This is a genomic window from Pseudarthrobacter sp. MDT3-1, from assembly GCF_054510755.1.
Genome location: NZ_JBTNDX010000011.1, coordinates 1 through 15415, shown reverse-complemented (window position 1 = coordinate 15415; position 15415 = coordinate 1). Strand labels below are relative to the sequence as shown.

Here is a 15415-nt window from a genome sequence, read left to right as displayed (position 1 = left end):
CTCATTGAGACGTTACTCCGATACTTTCGCTGATGACTGCAGCACCGGCGACTTGAGCAGCGAGGCGGCGGTGGCGACGGCGCCTGCCACATCGCCGTCGGCCGGGTACAGCAACGTCCGCCCCACGGTGAGGCCCTGGACGCCGGGCAGGGCCAGGGCGGCCTGCCAGCTGGCGAAGACCTCGTCCTGGGTGCCTTCCGGGTCCCCGCCGAGGAGCACGGTGGGCAACGTGGTGGCCGCCATGACGCGTTCCATCTCGGCCACTACGGGCAGCTTCATCCAGGTGTAGGCGCTCGTGGAGCCCAGACCCTGGGCGATCGCGATGGACTTGATGACCCCGTCCGGGCTGAGGTCGTTGCGGACCTTGCCGTTCTGCCAGATCGAGAGGAACGGTTCCACCATGGCGATCAGCTTGCGTGCGGCGAGGGAGTTGACGGCCCGAGCCGTGGCTTCCAGGGCGGAGGCGGTGTCCGGGTCGCCGAGGCAGATGCGGGTCAGCATCTTGCCGCCGTCGGCGCCCAGGGCTTCCAAGGCTGCGGCCGTGTGGCCGGTGAAGCGGTCATCGATTTCGTTGACGAGCCCGGCCAGGCCACCGCGGTTCATCGAGCCGAAGACCAGCTTGCCTTCGAGCGCCCCCAGCAGGAGCAGGTCGTCCATGATGTCCGGGGACGCGAGGACACCGTCGACGGCGGGATTCGCCAGGGCGATCTGCAGGCGGTCCAACAAATCGCGGCGGTCCGCCATGGCCACCGGATCGTTCCCCACGGAGAGGGCTCCGCGGGCGGGGTGGTCGGCGGCAACGATGAAGTTCTGCACACCGTACTTCAGCCCCGGATGGCGCCGGCGGGTGGCTGCCGCGCGGGCAACGGCGTCGGGGTCTTCGAGCCGGAGGGCGCTCAGGTGCTGGTAGCGGCGGGGATCATCGTTGGCGCTCAAGACGCTGCTCCTTCGGAAACTGTGGTGTGGGACGGGCGTGAGGCGGCGGCACCGGCCAGGGCGGGTACCAGGCGGCCGCGTTCGGCCAGCAGCGAGGTGACTTCCTCCGGCGTCGGCATGGCGTCGGCGCAGGAAAGACGGGAGGCCACAATGGCGCCGGCGGCGTTGGCGTAATCGAGGACCTGGGCCAGCGGCCAGCCGGACAGCAGTCCGTGGCAGAAGGCTCCACCAAACGAGTCGCCGGCACCAAGGCCGTTGAGGGTTTCCACCGGGACCGGCGCGGAGACAACGCGTTCGGTGCGGGTCTTTGCCATCACACCTTCCGGCCCAAGCTTGACGACGGCGATCTCGACGCCGGCGGCCAGCAGCCGGTCGGCCTGTTCGTCAGGGGTTCCTTCGCCCACGGCAACGGCGCATTCCTTGTCGTTGCCGATAGCCACCGTGACGTGCGGCAGGATCTTTGCAACCTCGGCCCGGGCTTCCTCTTCGGAAGCCCAGAACATGGGCCGGTAGTCCAGGTCCAGGATGGTGTACTGGCCTTCCTTGAGACCGGTCCGGGGACGGGCAGCATGGGCGGCCAGGTGGGCCTCGCGGCTGGGCTCCTGGCACAAACCAGTCACCGTCGACCAGAAGATCCCGGCCTCGCGGATGGCTACCAGGTCCAGCTCCGCGGCCTTGATCTGCAGGTCAGGCGCCGTGGGGAAACGCCCATAAAAGTAGAGCGGAAAATCATCCGGCGGCATAATGGCGCAGAACGTCACCGCGGTGGGCCATTCCTTCACCGGCGTAACGAATGTATCGTCCACGTTGAACTTGCGCAGTTCACGGTGGAGGTATTTTCCGAAGGCGTCGTCGCCGGTGCGCGTGATGACGCCTGCGTTGCGGCCATGCCGCGCCGCGGCCACGGCCACATTGGACGGGGAACCTCCGAGGTACTTTCCGAAGGACGTCACGTCCTCCAGATCCACCCCGATGTCGTTCGGGTATATATCAACGCTGATGCGCCCGATCGTGAGCAGTTCGTGGGTCACGGTAATCGCGGACCTTTCTGGTTTGAGCTCCATACCCCTGTACTGCAAGAGCTAGAGCTCGGGTTCCTGGCCGGGCCCCCGTGAGCGGGGCCACAACCACTACCTTGCCCTAGAATCATTGTCCTGTCAAAGGTTTGTACTGACATATTTACAACCTGCACAAGGCGCCGAATTGGCGCCGTCGGGATCACTTCCGGGGGACGGCCAGTTCACCCGTGACGTACTGCGCCCGCCCGAAGCCGAACGACCAGTCACCGGCGGCATTCTCCACATATCCGATAAACACGTCCTCACCGGCAACATCAAGTTCCGCCAGCCGGTCGGCGATCGCCGCAAAGAGGGATTGCTTGGCGGCCTGGCTCCGACCGCCTTGCGTAAAGATCTGGATCATCACCACGTTGGGGGTGCGCTCGAAGCCGAGCCCTGCATCCTGGGCGACAATCTGGCCCTGCGGGTGCTCCGTGAGAACGTGGAAGTAGTCGCGCTCCGGGATGGCATACTCTGCGAGGATGGCATCATGTATGCCCCGGCTCAAACGCTGCAACTGTTCGGCGCTGCGCCCTTGGTTAACATCGATTCGTACCAGCGGCATTTTTCATCTCCCTGAAGTTTGTCCTGACATACTAACAAACTTCCGAGAGGATCGGCAAGGAAAATCCCCAGATAGCCCTTCCGCCCCGGCGAGGCCGGGAGTATGGTTAAACAACCAAATGGTTGATCAATGATTTAGTTGATTAATAATCCAGAAAGGCCTGCACCACGATGAACCCCGACGACGGCACCCTGGACTCGGCCTTTATGGCCCTGGCCGACCCCGTGCGGCGGCGGATCATCGCCCGGCTCAGCCGCGGGCAGGCCACAGTCAACGAATTGGCGGAACCCTTCGCGATCACCAAACAGGCAGTCTCGAAGCACATCCAGGTCCTCGAGCAGGCAGGGCTCGTCACCCGCAGCAGGGAAGCCCAGCGCCGGCCCGTCCACCTGAATCCCGCACGGCTGGAGGCTCTCACAGCGTGGATCGACCAGTACCGGCTGGTCCGCGAAGAGCAGTTCCGCAGCCTGGACGCCGTGCTCAGATCCAATGCCGCAACCGGCGGCAACCACCTAAAGGAATCATCATGAGCAATCCGCTGAACCTCACCATTCCTGAAGGACTCCCCTTCATCGACTACGACCGCGAATTCGATTTCCCGGTTGCGGACGTCTTCCGCGCGCACAAGGACCCGGACCTTGTCATCCAGTGGCTCGGCCCGCGTGGCATGAAGATGGAAATCAACCATCTCGATTTCCGGACCGGTGGCAGCTACAGCTACTTGCACACCGGGCCCGACGGCGTCGCTTACAAATTCAGCGGCGTCTATCACACCGTCCGCGAGAACGAATTTGCCATCCAGACCTTCGAATTCGGCGGCTACCCTGACGTTGTCAGCCTCGAGTTCCTCACCTTCGAAGACCTCGGCAACGGCCGGTCCCGCGTCCGGGGCCACTCCGTCTACCCCACCCAGGAGGCCCGCGACGGCATGGCGCAGTCCGGCATGGAGGGCGGCATGTCCGAGGGCTACGAGCGGCTCGACGAACTGCTCAGCGGCGCCAAGGTCTAGAACAGCCCTTAAACAAGTACGACGGCGGCCGGTCACCTTCCTGGAGAAGGTAACCGGCCGCCGTCGTACTCGTGGTCGAGCCCGTCGAGACCCGTCGCTGCACCGGTGGTCGAGCCGGGGCTTGAGGACCAATGCTCGGGAAAGTCACGCTAAGCCGATCTCCGGCGGTAACGATGGTTGCCTCGGTTCGTTGAGCCTGTGTGGCTAAACATAAATATTTGACTGCGGCCGAGGAGGCCTCGTACGGGCGATTCGAGGCGCAGGCCCCGGAACAGGCGGTGTTGGAACGGTTCTTCTTCCTGGACGACGCCGATCTGGACCTCGTAGCGAAACGGCGCGGTGATCACAACCGGCTCGGGTTCAGTCTCCAGTTGGTGACCGTCCGGCGCCTGGGCACGTTCCTGGAAGATCCTCTCGACGTACCGACTGCGGTGGTGGATTATGTGGCCGGACAAGTCGGGGTGGCCGATCCGTCGTGCGTGAAGGGGTACTTGGAGCGGCGGCCGACACGGTTTGAGCATCAGGCAGAGATCGCCAAGGTATACGGTTACGTTTCCTACGCCTCGGCGGAAGCGGAGTTGATCGGCTGGTTGGACGGGCAGGCGTGGACGACCGGTGATCAACCGAAGCCGCTGTTCTACGCAGCGGTGGGATGGCTACGGGCGCGGAGAGCACTCCTGCCGGGGGTCACGACGTTACGGGACGAGGTGGCCAGCGTCCGTAAAAAGGCCGAAACCAGGCTGTACGCCGCCCTGGCGCGGGCCGTGACCGGCGGGCAGGCCCTTGAGCTGGAGAAACTGCTGCAGGTGCCCGGGGGTAGCCGTTGGTCGCAGTTGGAGATGTGGCGCAAGGCGGGTAAGAACACGACCGGGCGCGGCATGGTCATGGCGCTGAACCGGGTATCGGAGATCGCCGGGATGCACCTGGGCGAGGTGGATGTGGCCGGGGTGCCCAAGCGGCGGTTGATCGCCCTGGCGAAGGAGGGCAGGAACGAGACGGCGACCAAGCTTGACCGGTTGCCGTACGAGAAGAAGATCGCCACGCTGCTGGCCACGGTGCGGTGGCTGGAGGTGAGCGCCACCGACGATGCCCTGGAACTGTTCGACGTATTCATGTCTAACGAGCTGATCGGGCGGGCAAACAAGGCCGCGGAGAAGGCCACCATAAAGCGGGCGCCGATGGTCGCCCGGCACGCCCGGATACTCCAGTCGGTGGTGGAACTTCTGCTCGAGGCCGAGGATGCGAGTGAGACGATGCCATTGGGCATGGTGTGGGCGATGATCGAGCACCAGGTGGGCTCCCGGGCACAGATCGCTGCGGCGGTGGAGGGAATCCGGGAGATCATCCCGCCGCCGCAGGCCGAACCGGAGGGGCAGTGGCGGGAGGCGGTCGTGGAGCGGTACGCCACGGTGCGCGGCTTCGCCAAGATGCTGTGCGAGGTAGTCGGGTTCGCGGCGACCGCCGACGCACACAAGATCCTGGGGGCGATGCAGGATCTGGCGCATCTGCTGGACCTGCGGGAGACGGTGAAGGTGCCCAAGGGCTACCTGGATGCCCGCAAGGTCGACCTGTCGGTGGTGCCGAAGGGCTGGTGGCAGAAGCTGGTGTTCCCCGCCGGCAGGCCCGGGGGCACGGTGGACCGCAACGCCTACGTGTTCTGCGTTCTGGAGCAGTTCCACACCGCGCTCAAGCACCGCGACATCTTCGCGGCCACCTCCGACCGCTGGTCAGATCCCCGGGCCCGGCTGCTATCTGGCCCGGCGTGGGAGAACGCGAAGGGCCCGGCGCTGGGCGCGTTGCTGCTGCCGGAGCAGCCCGATTCGCTGCTCGCCGAGCATGCCGGGACCTTGGATGCGGCGTGGCGAACGGTGTCCGGCGGGATGACCGCCGGCGGGGACATCACCGTGGACACCGACGGCCGGATGCACCTCGGCAAGGACGACGCGTTGGAGGAGTCGCCCAGCCTGAAAGACCTGCGCACCCGTGTAGCGGGCATGATTCCGCGCGTGGACCTGTCCGAACTGGTGCTCGAGGTGATGGGCTGGCACCCGGACTTCACCGCCTCCTTCACCTCCGCAGCAGGCGTGTCCTCCCGGCTGACCGACCTGCACGTCTCGGTCGCCGCGCTGCTGACCGCGCACGCGCTCAACATCGGGTTCGGACCGGTGATCGCCGACGCTCCCGCGCTGACCCGCGACCGGCTCTCCCACGTCGACCAGCACTACCTCGGCTCGGACTCCTACGCCGCAGCCAACGCGGTGCTCATCGAGGCCCAGGGCGCCAGCGACCTGGCGCAGGAGTGGGGCGGCGGGCTGGTTGCCGCCGTCGACGGGATCCGGTTCATCGTGCCGGTCCGCTCCGTCGACGCCCGCCCAAACCCGAAGTACTTCCACCGAAAGAAGGGCGTGACCTGGCTGAACATGATCTCCGATCAGTCCGTCGGGCTGGCGGCCAAGGTGGTGTCGGGCACGCCGAAGGACACCCTTCACTTCGTGGACCTGCTCTACAACCCCGACGGTAGCCACCGGCCCGAGGTGCTGATCACCGACCAGGGCTCCTATTCCGACATCGTGTTCGGCCTGGTCACCTTGCTGGGATTCGACTACCGGCCGGTGCTCGCGGACCTGCCCGACGCCAAGCTGTGGCGGATCAACCGGTCAGCCGACTACGGCAGGCTCGACAGGACCGCCCGGGGAAAGATCGACATCGAGAAGGTCCGTCGGCACTGGCCGGACATCTGCCGGATCGCCGCCTCGATCCACACCCGCGAGGTCTCCGCCCACGATGTGATCCGTATCCTGCAACGCGACGGACGACCGACTGATCTGGGCGAGGCGGTGGCACACTACGGGCGGATCTTCAAAACCCTCCACATCCTCACCTTCGTCGATGACCCGGCCTACCGCCGGGAAATGAAAGCGTTGCGCAACCTCCAGGAGGGCCGCCACGCCCTGGCCAGGCACATCTTCCACGGCCGGGAGGGCAAGCTCCACCAGGCGTACCGTGACGGGCAGGAAGACCAACTCGGCGCCCTGGGCCTTGTCTTGAATTGTGTGACGTTGTGGAACACGGTCTACCTTGACCACGCCCTGACCACGCTGCGGGAACAGGGCTACCCGGTGCTCGATGCCGATGTCGCCCGCCTGTCGGCGTACGTGCGCCGGCACATCAACGTCCACGGTCACTACTCCTTCCAACTTCCCGACCTCGCCGGTGGCCGGCGCACTCTGCGCGATCCCGACCACCGCGACAGCAACGAGGAGTAAGAAGAGCCTGAGAGGCAACGGAAAGAAACCGGGGCATTAAGGGGTGTCGGAAAACGATCATCTACCGACACCCGGTCACTGCCGGCGTGTGATTGTTAGCCGAGAAAGGCGGTTAATTCGCGGGATGAGTTGCCGGTTTCGGCGTCGGTCATGCGGAAACTTGAACGGGCGCTCGAGGGATTAGAATTTCGGGCCGGTCAGGAGCTCGGCAGTCGGTCGCGCCCCTCCATAAGATACGATTCGTGGAGTCTAGAGCCCCGGCTTTAGGGATCGAAGGGTATCTTTGGCGCCATGGTCATGGAGGCCCGTCAGGGCGTCGGAGTAGGCCATGACAAACCGTTCATCATCGATGAGGGCGCCGAAGACTTCGCGGTCCGAGATGAAGGACAGCGGGTCCTGGCGCTGCCGGGCGGCGGCGGCCATCAGGGTATCTTTCAGGCGGTCAACTACTTCGATGGGGTTGCCCTGCTCGTCGGTGCCTTCGTCGTACCGCGCCCAGCTGGCCACAATTGCTGCAGAGCGATGGATTTCGCCGTTGTTTGCCAGATTGATGCGGATCACCGGCAGGAGCCACTTGGGAATACGGTCTGAGCTCTCGGCGCACAGCCTGGCCAGGGTGTCGCGGACGTATTCATTGGAGAAGCGCTCGATGAGAGTGTGCTTGTAGGCGTCGAGGTCGATGCCCGGAACGGGCTGCAGGGTCGGCGTGGCTTCCTTGTCCATGTAGTCGAGCAGGAACTGGGAGAACAACGGGTCCTGGCAGACTTCATGCGCGTAGCGGTAGCCGGCGAGGTAGCCAAAATAGCACATGCCTTGGTGGCTGGCGTTGAGCAGGCGCAGCTTCATGAGCTCATAGGGTTCCACGTCTTCCACCAGCTGGACCCCGACGTCTTCGAAGGGCGGACGGCCGAGGCTGAAATGGTCTTCGAGCACCCATTGTTCGAAGGGCTCACAGACCACGGGCCATGCGTCTTTCACCCCGAATTCCTCCTCAATGGCGCCTCGGTCCTCGTCCGTGGTCACGGGGGTGATTCTGTCCACCATGCTGTTGGGGAAAGGCACGTTTTCCTCGATCCACCCGCCAAGCTCGGCATCTTTGAGAGATGCGAAGGCGGTAAACATTTTCCGTGCGACGTCGCCGTTGCCCTGAATGTTGTCACAGGACATCACCGTGAATGGCTCCAAACCCCGTTCGCGGCGCCGGGCAAGGGCCTCGGTGACCAGCCCGAAGGTTGTCCGCGGTGCGGCTCCGGGCTGGAGATCGTGGATGACGTCCGGGTTCTCGGTGTTGAATTCCCCGGTGACGTGGTGGAAGTTGTAGCCGCCCTCCGTCACGGTGAGCGAGACGATGCGGACGGCGTCCGAGGCCATCTTTTCGATAACAGCATCCGGGTCGTCGGGGGCGAAAAGGTATTCAATGATGGAGCCGATGACCCGCGCCTCCCGGGTGCCGTCCGGGTTTTTCACCACGAGGGTGTAGAGGCAGTCCTGGCTGTCCATTACCTGCTTCATGCGGGCGTCGCCGGGCAGGACCCCAACGCCGCAGATCGCCCAGTCAAGTGCGTGGCCGGTGCTCATCAAGCGGTCCAGATACATGGCCTGGTGTGCGCGGTGGAAGCCGCCGACGCCGAAATGGACAATTCCCGCCGTCAAAGCTGAGCGGTCATAAGAGGGTTTGCCCACAGCAGCGGGGAGTTCCGGGAGAGTTGAGCTGGTGAGTGAATGCATGTGTTTAGCCTTTCAGAATGTGCTGGTCGATCGGCATGGAGCCCGGTTCCCGGGCCCATGGCGGGCTGGCCTCTTCCCGGAAACAGCCAATGATTCTTGCCTTGCCGGGAAGGACAGAAAGTGCGTTGAACGTGTCCGGGATGGAGCCGCGCCTGCCGTTTTCGGCTGAACGCCCGGTGGAAGAGCTTCAGGTGGTGGCATTTACTGCCTCCTTGCTTGTGCAGGGGTCAGGACCACGGGATGATCCGGTCTGCCGCATGGCGGGTGGCTTCGATCAGCTGGGCGTTGGTTTCGTCGGAACCGGCCGCCCACGCTTGCGCTGCGGGGCGGTCTTTGCCGAAGAGGATGTGCCTGTCCACGAGCCGGGAAAGGCGCAGGTGCCGGGGTGTATCCAGGAACCACACCTCGTCCAGCTGCGCCCGGACCTGCTGCCACGGGGGCAGTTCCGCGAGGAGGTAGTTGCCCTCGGTGATGACGAGCGGTACGGCTGCGGGTACTTCAATGGACGCGGCCACCGGTTCGTCGATGGTGCGGCGAAAATCGGGCGCATAGACCACGTGCTCGTCCCGCCGTGCGAGGCGCTGCAACAGGGAGAGGTATCCGCCGACGTCGAACGTGTCGATGGCGCCTTTGCGTTCCCTGAGCGGTGTGCCGTCGATGATCTTGTTTCCCAAGTGGAAGCCGTCCATCGGCACCACGACGGCGGACCCGGCTCCGAGAAGTTTCTGCAGGCAGGCGGAGAAGGTGGACTTACCCGATCCGGGGGCTCCCACGATACCGAGCAGCATTCTGTTCCCGTCGGCGAGGCGAAGCCGGAGATCCGCCACGGCCCGTTCCGCCTCCGGTGACCGGGGCCCCCGGGTCCCCGGCAGTCCGGTGTCAGCGAGGTCCATCAGCGGCCCGGGTAGACGACGGCTTTGAGCTGGCCGGGCTGCTTGCCGGCTTTGAGCGCTTCCTCGGATTCGGCGAGGGCGAACTTGCCGGTGACCAGGACGTCCAGATCCACCTTGCCGTCGGCTATCAACTGGATGGCCAAAGGCCACGTGTTGGTGTAGCGGAACACCCCGGAGAGCCAGATCTCCCGGTTCTGGATGAACGAGACGGGGAGTTCGACGTCGTCGGCCCCAAGCCCCACCAGGATGACCCGGCCGGCCGGCCCCACGGCCTTGATGCCGGAGCGGACGGCCTGCGGCGCGCCGGAGGCGTCGATGAACGCATCGACGTCCAGGCCCTCCACGCTGTCGGTTTTGGCGTTGAGCGCGTGGGTCGCGCCGTGTTCCAGGGCGAAAGCGAGCCGGTCTTCTGCGATGTCGGTGATGTAGATTTCGGTGGCGCCGAAGGCCCGGGCTGCCTGGGCGGCGATAATGCCTATCGGGCCGGCGCCGGCGATCAGCACACGGCTGCCGGGCCTGATCTCGGCGCGTTCGCAGGCCCAGAGCCCGACGGAGAGCGGCTCGATCAGGGCGGCTGCCTCGTCGCTGACGCTCTCCGGGATGTCGTAGGCGAAGTCGCTCTGGATGCTCACGTATTCGGCGAACGCGCCGTCGATCGGCGGGGTGGCGTAGAACTCGATGTCCGGGCACAGGTTGTACCGTCCCGCTTTGCACTGCTTGCATGTGCGGCAGGGCCGCTGGGGCTCGACGGCGACCCGCTTGCCGATGCGGGACGGGTCAACGGCGCTTCCGACGGCGGCGATCCGGCCGGAGAGTTCATGGCCGAGGATCAGCGGGTGGTCCACAATGTAGTCGCCGATCCGGCCGTGCTCGTAGTAGTGCACGTCGCTGCCGCAGACGCCGACGGCCGCGACCTTGACCAGAACCTGATCGGCTTCAAGCTGCGGGACGGCCAGGGTTTCCAGGGCCATCTCGCCCTGGCGTTTCAGGACGGAGGCCCGCATCGTGGCCGGCAGTTCGGGGTGCGCCAGGGTGCGGGACTGTGCGGTGGGTGTTGTCATCGGAGTAATCCTCTAAGAATCGAAAGTGGTGAGGGCCGGCTACTTGACGGCGCCGAGGGAGAGGCCTTGGACGAGTTTGTCCTGGGCGGCGAAGCCGGCGAACAGCACCGGCAGGGAGATCACGACGGCGGCCGCGCAGACTTTGGCGAGGAACAGTCCCTGGCTGGAGACGAAGCCGGTCAGGAAGACCGGGGCGGTTCCCGCCATCACGCCAGTGAGGACGCGGGCCAGGAGCAGTTCGTTCCAGCTGAAGATGAAGCAGATCAGGGCGGTGGCGGCGATGCCGGGCATCGCCACGGGAGCGACGACCTTCCGGAGGGTGAGGAGTAGGCCGGCGCCGTCGATCTGGGCGGCTTCAAGCATTTCCACCGGCACTTCGGCGAGGAAGGAACGCATCATCCACACGGCGATGGGCAGGTTCATCGAGGTGTACATCAGGACCAGGAACCAGATGTTGTCCAAAGCGCCGACGTTTTTGGCGAAGAGGTAGAGCGGCAGGATCGCTGCGACCACGGGCATCATCTTCGTGGAGAGGAAAAAGAACATCACGTCGGTCCACTTTTTCACCGGCCGGATCGACAGCGCATAGGCGGCCGGGATGGCCAGGACCAGGACCAGCACGGTCGAGAGGATCGAGGCAGTGGCCGAGTTGATCAGCGGCGGCCAGGGGCTGACTCCCGAGCTCGCCCCGAAGAACTCCTTGTAGGCGTCGAGGGTGAGGTTGGCAGCGAGGGACGGCGGATTGGTCGCGGCGTCAGTTTCGGAGTGGAACGAGGTGAGGATCATCCAGAGGACAGGCGTCGCGAAGAGCAGGGCCAGCAGCCATGCCGCGATCCCGGCAGCCGTATTGTTGCGGGTGGGGTCCATCCGGGACTTGCCGCGACGACGCGAACCGGTGTTGAGGGCGGTCGGTCCGGGGACGGATTTCCGGGGTGCGGCCGGGGTGAGGGTGCTCATCGTGCTGCCTCCTTCTTGAAGAGCGAGAATACGGTGCGGAGCGCGAAGGTCGCCACGATGATCGTGCCGATGACCACCACGACGCCGGCGGCCGACGCCAGGCCATATTCGTTGGCGAAGTAGAACGTCTGGTAGATGGCGTACGGCAGGTTGGCTGTTCCCAGGCCGCCCGAGGTGAGGGTGAAGACGGCATCGAAGTTCTGCACGATGTAGATGGCCCCGAGCAGGCCACCGAGTTCCAGGTACTGGCGCAGGTGCGGCAGGGTGAGGTGGCGGAAGATGCCCCAGGGGCTCGCGCCGTCCATCTGGGCCGCTTCGACGGTGTCCATGGGACGCGACTGCAAACCTGCCAGCAGGATGAGCATCATGAACGGCGTCCACTGCCAGACCAGCGACACGATGACGGCCATCAGGGGCGCTTGGGACAGGAGGTCCGGCTGGGGCGCGTTTTCGCTGCCGAACAGGGACCAGATCCAGGTCAGGATCCCGTTGATCAGCCCGTAGGTGGGGTTGAGGAGGGCATGCTTCCAGATGAGGGCGGCGGCCACCGGAACCACGAGGAACGGTGCGATCAGCAGGGTACGGGCCAGTCCGCGGCCGATGAACTTCTTGTCCAGGAGCAGTGCCAGTCCCAGGCCGATGACGAGGCTGGCCAGGACCACGGAGACCGTGAGGACGATGGTGGTGAAGATGGCTTGGCGCAGGTCGGCGTTGGTGAGGACCTGAACGTAGTTGTCGAAGCCGGCGAACCCGGTCTGGTCCGGGCGGAGGCTGTTCCAGTTCAGGAACGAAATGATGAGGGTCACCACGAACGGAAGCTGGGTGACGATGATGAGGAAGATCAGGGCCGGCAGCAGCGGCGCACGCCGTGCCCAGGCCAGTGCGCGTTCACGCGACCTGGCGTTCTTGGAGGTTTTGGATGCGCTGTGTCCGGGACCGGAGACGCGCGCTGTTGCTGTAGTCATGATGTTCTCCTGCGGTTCTGTGGCCCGCCGTCAGGCGGGCCACAGAACCTTTGGTGGGTTGCTGGTTACTTCTTGTACTTGTCGCCGATTTTCTGAGCGGCTTCCTGGCCCTTGGCCAGTGCATCCGCTACAGATCCCTGGCCGGCAATGGCGGAGCTGACACCTTGGGAGACAGTGGTGCCCAGGTCAGCAAACTCGGGAATGCCGACGAACTGAACACCGATGGCGGGACGCGGCTGGACACCGGGGTTCTTGGGGTCCGCGTTTTCGATGGCGGTCCGTTCGGCCTTGAAGAACGGGGCGGACTTCTGGAAGTCGGCGTTCTCATACGTGGAGATGCGCTTGCCGGACGGAACCTTCGCCCAGCCCAGCTTCGAAGCCACCAGTTCTTCATACTTCTGCGAGCTGGCCCAGGCGATGAACTTCCCGGCAGCATCCTGCTTCTTCGACGCTGCCTGCACGCCCCAGGACCAGGTCCACAGCCAGCCCGATGACTTCGTGTTCTTCACCGGGGCCTGGGCGTAGCCGATCTTGCCCTTCACCGGGGAGGAATCCGCCTCCAGTGAACCGGCAGCAGACGTGGCGTCGTACCACATGGCGACCTTGCTCTGGCTCATGTTGGTCAGGCACTCCGTGAACCCTGCCTGCGCGGCACCGGCTTCACCGTGCTTGCGGACCAGGTCCACATAGAACTCGGTCGCCGCGGTGAATTCCGGGGAGTTGACCTTCGCGTTCCAGTCCTTATCGAACCAGGTGCCGCCGAAGGTGTTGACCACGGTGGTCAGCGGGGCGAAGACCTGGCCCCAGCCGGGCTGGCCGCGCAGGCAGATGCCCTTCATGCCGGGCGCCGCACCGTCGGCCTTGGCTGCAAGGTCGGCCACCTCGTCCCAGGTGGGCTTCTCCGGCATGGTCAACCCTTTGGCGTCCAGAATGTCCTTGCGGTACATCAGGAACGAGGACTCTCCGTAGAACGGTTCACCGTAAAGCTTGCCGTCCTTGCCCGTGAGGGATGCCGTGTAGGCCGGCAGGATGTCCGCCTGGTTGAACTCCGCGTCCTTCGCGACATTGTCGAGCGGTGCCAGCCAGCCGTTGGCTGAATAAAACGGGATTTCGTAGTTCGACAGCGACGCAACGTCGTACTGCCCGGCCTGGCTGGAGAACTCCTGGCTGATCTTGGCCCGGACATCGTTCTCCGGCAGCACCGTGTAGTTGACCTTGATGCCGGTGTCCTTGGTGAAGTTATCTGCAGTCAGCCTTTGCAGGTCCTCCATCTGGGGGTTGTTGACCATCAGGACGTTGAGGCTGTTCTGATCGCCTGCCGCCGAGCCGCCACCGGCGCCGGAACAGGCCGACAGGGCGAGGGCAAAAGTAATAGTGCCGGCCGCGACTGCGGCCAAACGGGACTTGGGTCGCATTAGGACTCCTTTGTTCTTATGAGGTCGGGATACCGCTGTCTGAGCCGTCTGCAGGCTTCTGCGTGGATTCCAGGACCCAGATGTCGGGGCATCCCCGCCCCGTTCAAAACACTATGTGCACATCTGAGCGACCCGGAACCGCTCATGTGTTAAGTGACTCTAGTCATATATACTCATTTGAGCAATAGCCCGGACTCAAACGTTAAGTCGGTGGAAAGAGCAACGACATGCCCGAACAATCTCATGAGGAGCTTCTGGCGCGCATCGGAAGGGAGTACTACCTGGAGAACCGCCCCAAAGTGGAAATTGCGGCCAACTACGACCTCTCCCGGTTTCAGGTCGCACGGCTGCTGACCGAAGCCCGCGAGAGGGGCATCGTGGAGATCAAGGTTCATTTTCCGTCCCACCTCTCGAGCGCGGACGTGTGGCGAATTGAGACTTCCCTGAACGTGCGCCAGGTCATCGTCGTGGACGCGGTGGGTGAAGAAATCCAGGCCCGCGGGATCCTGGCAAAGGCCGCGGCGGTGGAAATCTCACGTCAGGCGCCCTCCGGCGGGACCCTCGGTATTTCCTGGTCCCGCACCCTGGACGTTGCCTCCCGGCTGGTCGGAGAACTTCCCCGGTGCGACATCGTCCAGCTCGCGGGTGCCCTCCCGGCCGAAGCAGACAGCAATCCGCTTGAGCTCATCCAGCGGCTGTCACATTTGAGCGGCGGACTGGCCTGGCCCCTGTGGTCACCTCTGGTGGTTGAGGATCCGGCGACGGCATCGGGTCTGCTGCGTCAGCCGGAGATTGCCGGGGCGCTGGCCAAGGCGGATTCCCTCGACCTGGCTGTGGTGGCAATCGGCGCCTGGAAACCCGGCTGCTCCACGGTCTGGGAACGGGCGGATCCTGCGGTGCGCGAGGAAGCGGTGCTGGCCGGCGCCGTAGCGGAATGTTCAGGGCGGCTGCTGAACTCAGCGGGAGTTCCGGTCGAATCCGGACTGGACGAGCGCATCATAGCCGTCACCATCAAGCAGCTGCAGCGGACCCCGAAGGTCATTGCCATAGCGCAAGGGAAGGCACGGGCAGACGCCGTGCGGGCCGTGGCCAGGGCCGGCTTTGTCACCACCTTGATCGTTGATGAGCCGCTGGCCAAAGCCCTGAATGACCAGATCGATAAGGAAAATAGTCAATGAGCGTTGTCATCGGAGTGGATTCCTCCACCCAGTCCTGCAAAGTCCTCGCCGTGGACGCCCAAAGCGGAGACGTCATCTCTTCGGCAGTGGCCCCGCACCCCGACCGCACATCGGTGAACCCCGAAATCTGGACCTCCGCCCTGCGTGAAGCATGGCAGGCAGCCGGCGCGGACCGCCTGGGTGGCTCCGTCGCCGCCGTCAGCGTTGCCGCCCAGCAGCATGGAATGGTCGCCCTCGACAGTTCCCGAAAACCCGTGTATGACGCGCTGCTGTGGAATGATACCCGCAGTGCAGCGGATGCGGCGCGCCTGCGGGATGAACTGGGACCCGAGGGGTGGGTCGACGCCGTCAACCTTGTCCCGGTCGCTTCGTTCACCATCACCA

14 protein-coding genes are annotated in these 15415 nt (G+C 64.6%); 5 read left to right on the top strand and 9 right to left on the bottom strand.

Annotated features, from left to right (window positions below):
* Nucleotides 1-12: 12 nt before the first annotated feature.
* From ACX80X_RS10395 to ACX80X_RS10385, 3 genes are all read right to left on the bottom strand, one after another.
* A complete protein-coding gene (locus ACX80X_RS10395) occupies nucleotides 13-936 on the bottom strand; it encodes a Cgl0159 family (beta/alpha)8-fold protein (RefSeq protein WP_252599416.1) in 924 nt (307 codons plus the stop codon).
* Nucleotides 933-1967 (bottom strand): 5-dehydro-2-deoxygluconokinase, encoded by a 1035-nt coding sequence (gene iolC, locus ACX80X_RS10390; protein WP_058932781.1) that lies wholly within the window; start codon nucleotides 1965-1967, stop codon nucleotides 933-935. The genes ACX80X_RS10395 and iolC overlap by 4 nt, the downstream gene beginning before the upstream one ends.
* A gap of 187 nt (nucleotides 1968-2154) precedes the next feature.
* Nucleotides 2155-2559, bottom strand: coding sequence for a tautomerase family protein (locus ACX80X_RS10385; protein WP_252599417.1), 405 nt, complete (start codon nucleotides 2557-2559; stop codon nucleotides 2155-2157).
* A gap of 170 nt (nucleotides 2560-2729) precedes the next feature.
* On the opposite strand from ACX80X_RS10385, the gene ACX80X_RS10380 reads away from it, so the two are divergent.
* The 3 genes from ACX80X_RS10380 to ACX80X_RS10370 all read left to right on the top strand — a co-directional run bounded on the left by ACX80X_RS10380 (nucleotide 2730) and on the right by ACX80X_RS10370 (nucleotide 6834).
* The gene (locus ACX80X_RS10380; RefSeq protein WP_252599418.1) at nucleotides 2730-3089 is read left to right on the top strand and encodes an ArsR/SmtB family transcription factor; all 360 of its coding nucleotides are present in this window, start codon (nucleotides 2730-2732) and stop codon (nucleotides 3087-3089) included.
* Entirely contained in the window at nucleotides 3086-3568 is a 483-nt protein-coding gene (locus ACX80X_RS10375; RefSeq protein ID WP_252599419.1) for an SRPBCC family protein, read from the top strand. Before ACX80X_RS10380 ends, ACX80X_RS10375 begins: the two co-directional genes overlap by 4 nt.
* A gap of 218 nt (nucleotides 3569-3786) precedes the next feature.
* Complete coding sequence (locus tag ACX80X_RS10370) at nucleotides 3787-6834, top strand: Tn3 family transposase (RefSeq protein ID WP_252599420.1); 3048 nt, start codon at nucleotides 3787-3789, stop codon at nucleotides 6832-6834.
* A gap of 249 nt (nucleotides 6835-7083) precedes the next feature.
* On the opposite strand, the gene ACX80X_RS10365 is transcribed toward ACX80X_RS10370, so the two are convergent.
* The 6 genes from ACX80X_RS10365 to ACX80X_RS10340 form a co-directional block, all read right to left on the bottom strand.
* Nucleotides 7084-8562 carry a mannitol dehydrogenase family protein gene (locus ACX80X_RS10365; RefSeq protein WP_252599421.1) on the bottom strand — a complete coding sequence of 493 codons (1479 nt, stop codon included), beginning with the start codon at nucleotides 8560-8562 and terminating at the stop codon, nucleotides 7084-7086.
* A 227-nt stretch (nucleotides 8563-8789) separates the two neighbouring features.
* A complete protein-coding gene (locus ACX80X_RS10360) occupies nucleotides 8790-9455 on the bottom strand; it encodes a nucleoside/nucleotide kinase family protein (RefSeq protein ID WP_252599422.1) in 666 nt (221 codons plus the stop codon).
* A complete protein-coding gene (locus tag ACX80X_RS10355) occupies nucleotides 9455-10516 on the bottom strand; it encodes an NAD(P)-dependent alcohol dehydrogenase (RefSeq protein ID WP_252599423.1) in 1062 nt (353 codons plus the stop codon). The genes ACX80X_RS10360 and ACX80X_RS10355 overlap by 1 nt, the downstream gene beginning before the upstream one ends.
* A 39-nt stretch (nucleotides 10517-10555) precedes the next feature.
* Nucleotides 10556-11473 (bottom strand): carbohydrate ABC transporter permease, encoded by a 918-nt coding sequence (locus ACX80X_RS10350; RefSeq protein ID WP_252599424.1) that lies wholly within the window; start codon nucleotides 11471-11473, stop codon nucleotides 10556-10558.
* On the bottom strand, nucleotides 11470-12438 hold the full coding sequence (locus tag ACX80X_RS10345; RefSeq protein ID WP_252599425.1) for a carbohydrate ABC transporter permease: 969 nt from the start codon (nucleotides 12436-12438) through the stop codon (nucleotides 11470-11472). The genes ACX80X_RS10350 and ACX80X_RS10345 overlap by 4 nt, the downstream gene beginning before the upstream one ends.
* Before the next feature lie 65 nt (nucleotides 12439-12503).
* Nucleotides 12504-13853, bottom strand: a complete 1350-nt coding sequence (locus ACX80X_RS10340) for an ABC transporter substrate-binding protein (protein ID WP_252599426.1) — start codon at nucleotides 13851-13853, stop codon at nucleotides 12504-12506.
* A 227-nt stretch (nucleotides 13854-14080) separates the two neighbouring features.
* On the opposite strand from ACX80X_RS10340, the gene ACX80X_RS10335 reads away from it, so the two are divergent.
* Together ACX80X_RS10335 and ACX80X_RS10330 are read left to right on the top strand one after the other, a co-directional pair.
* Nucleotides 14081-15031 carry a sugar-binding transcriptional regulator gene (locus ACX80X_RS10335; protein WP_252599427.1) on the top strand — a complete coding sequence of 317 codons (951 nt, stop codon included), beginning with the start codon at nucleotides 14081-14083 and terminating at the stop codon, nucleotides 15029-15031.
* Nucleotides 15028-15415, top strand: a 388-nt coding sequence (locus tag ACX80X_RS10330; RefSeq protein WP_459311914.1) for an FGGY family carbohydrate kinase, incomplete at its 3' end; no start/stop codon positions are given. The genes ACX80X_RS10335 and ACX80X_RS10330, both read left to right, overlap by 4 nt.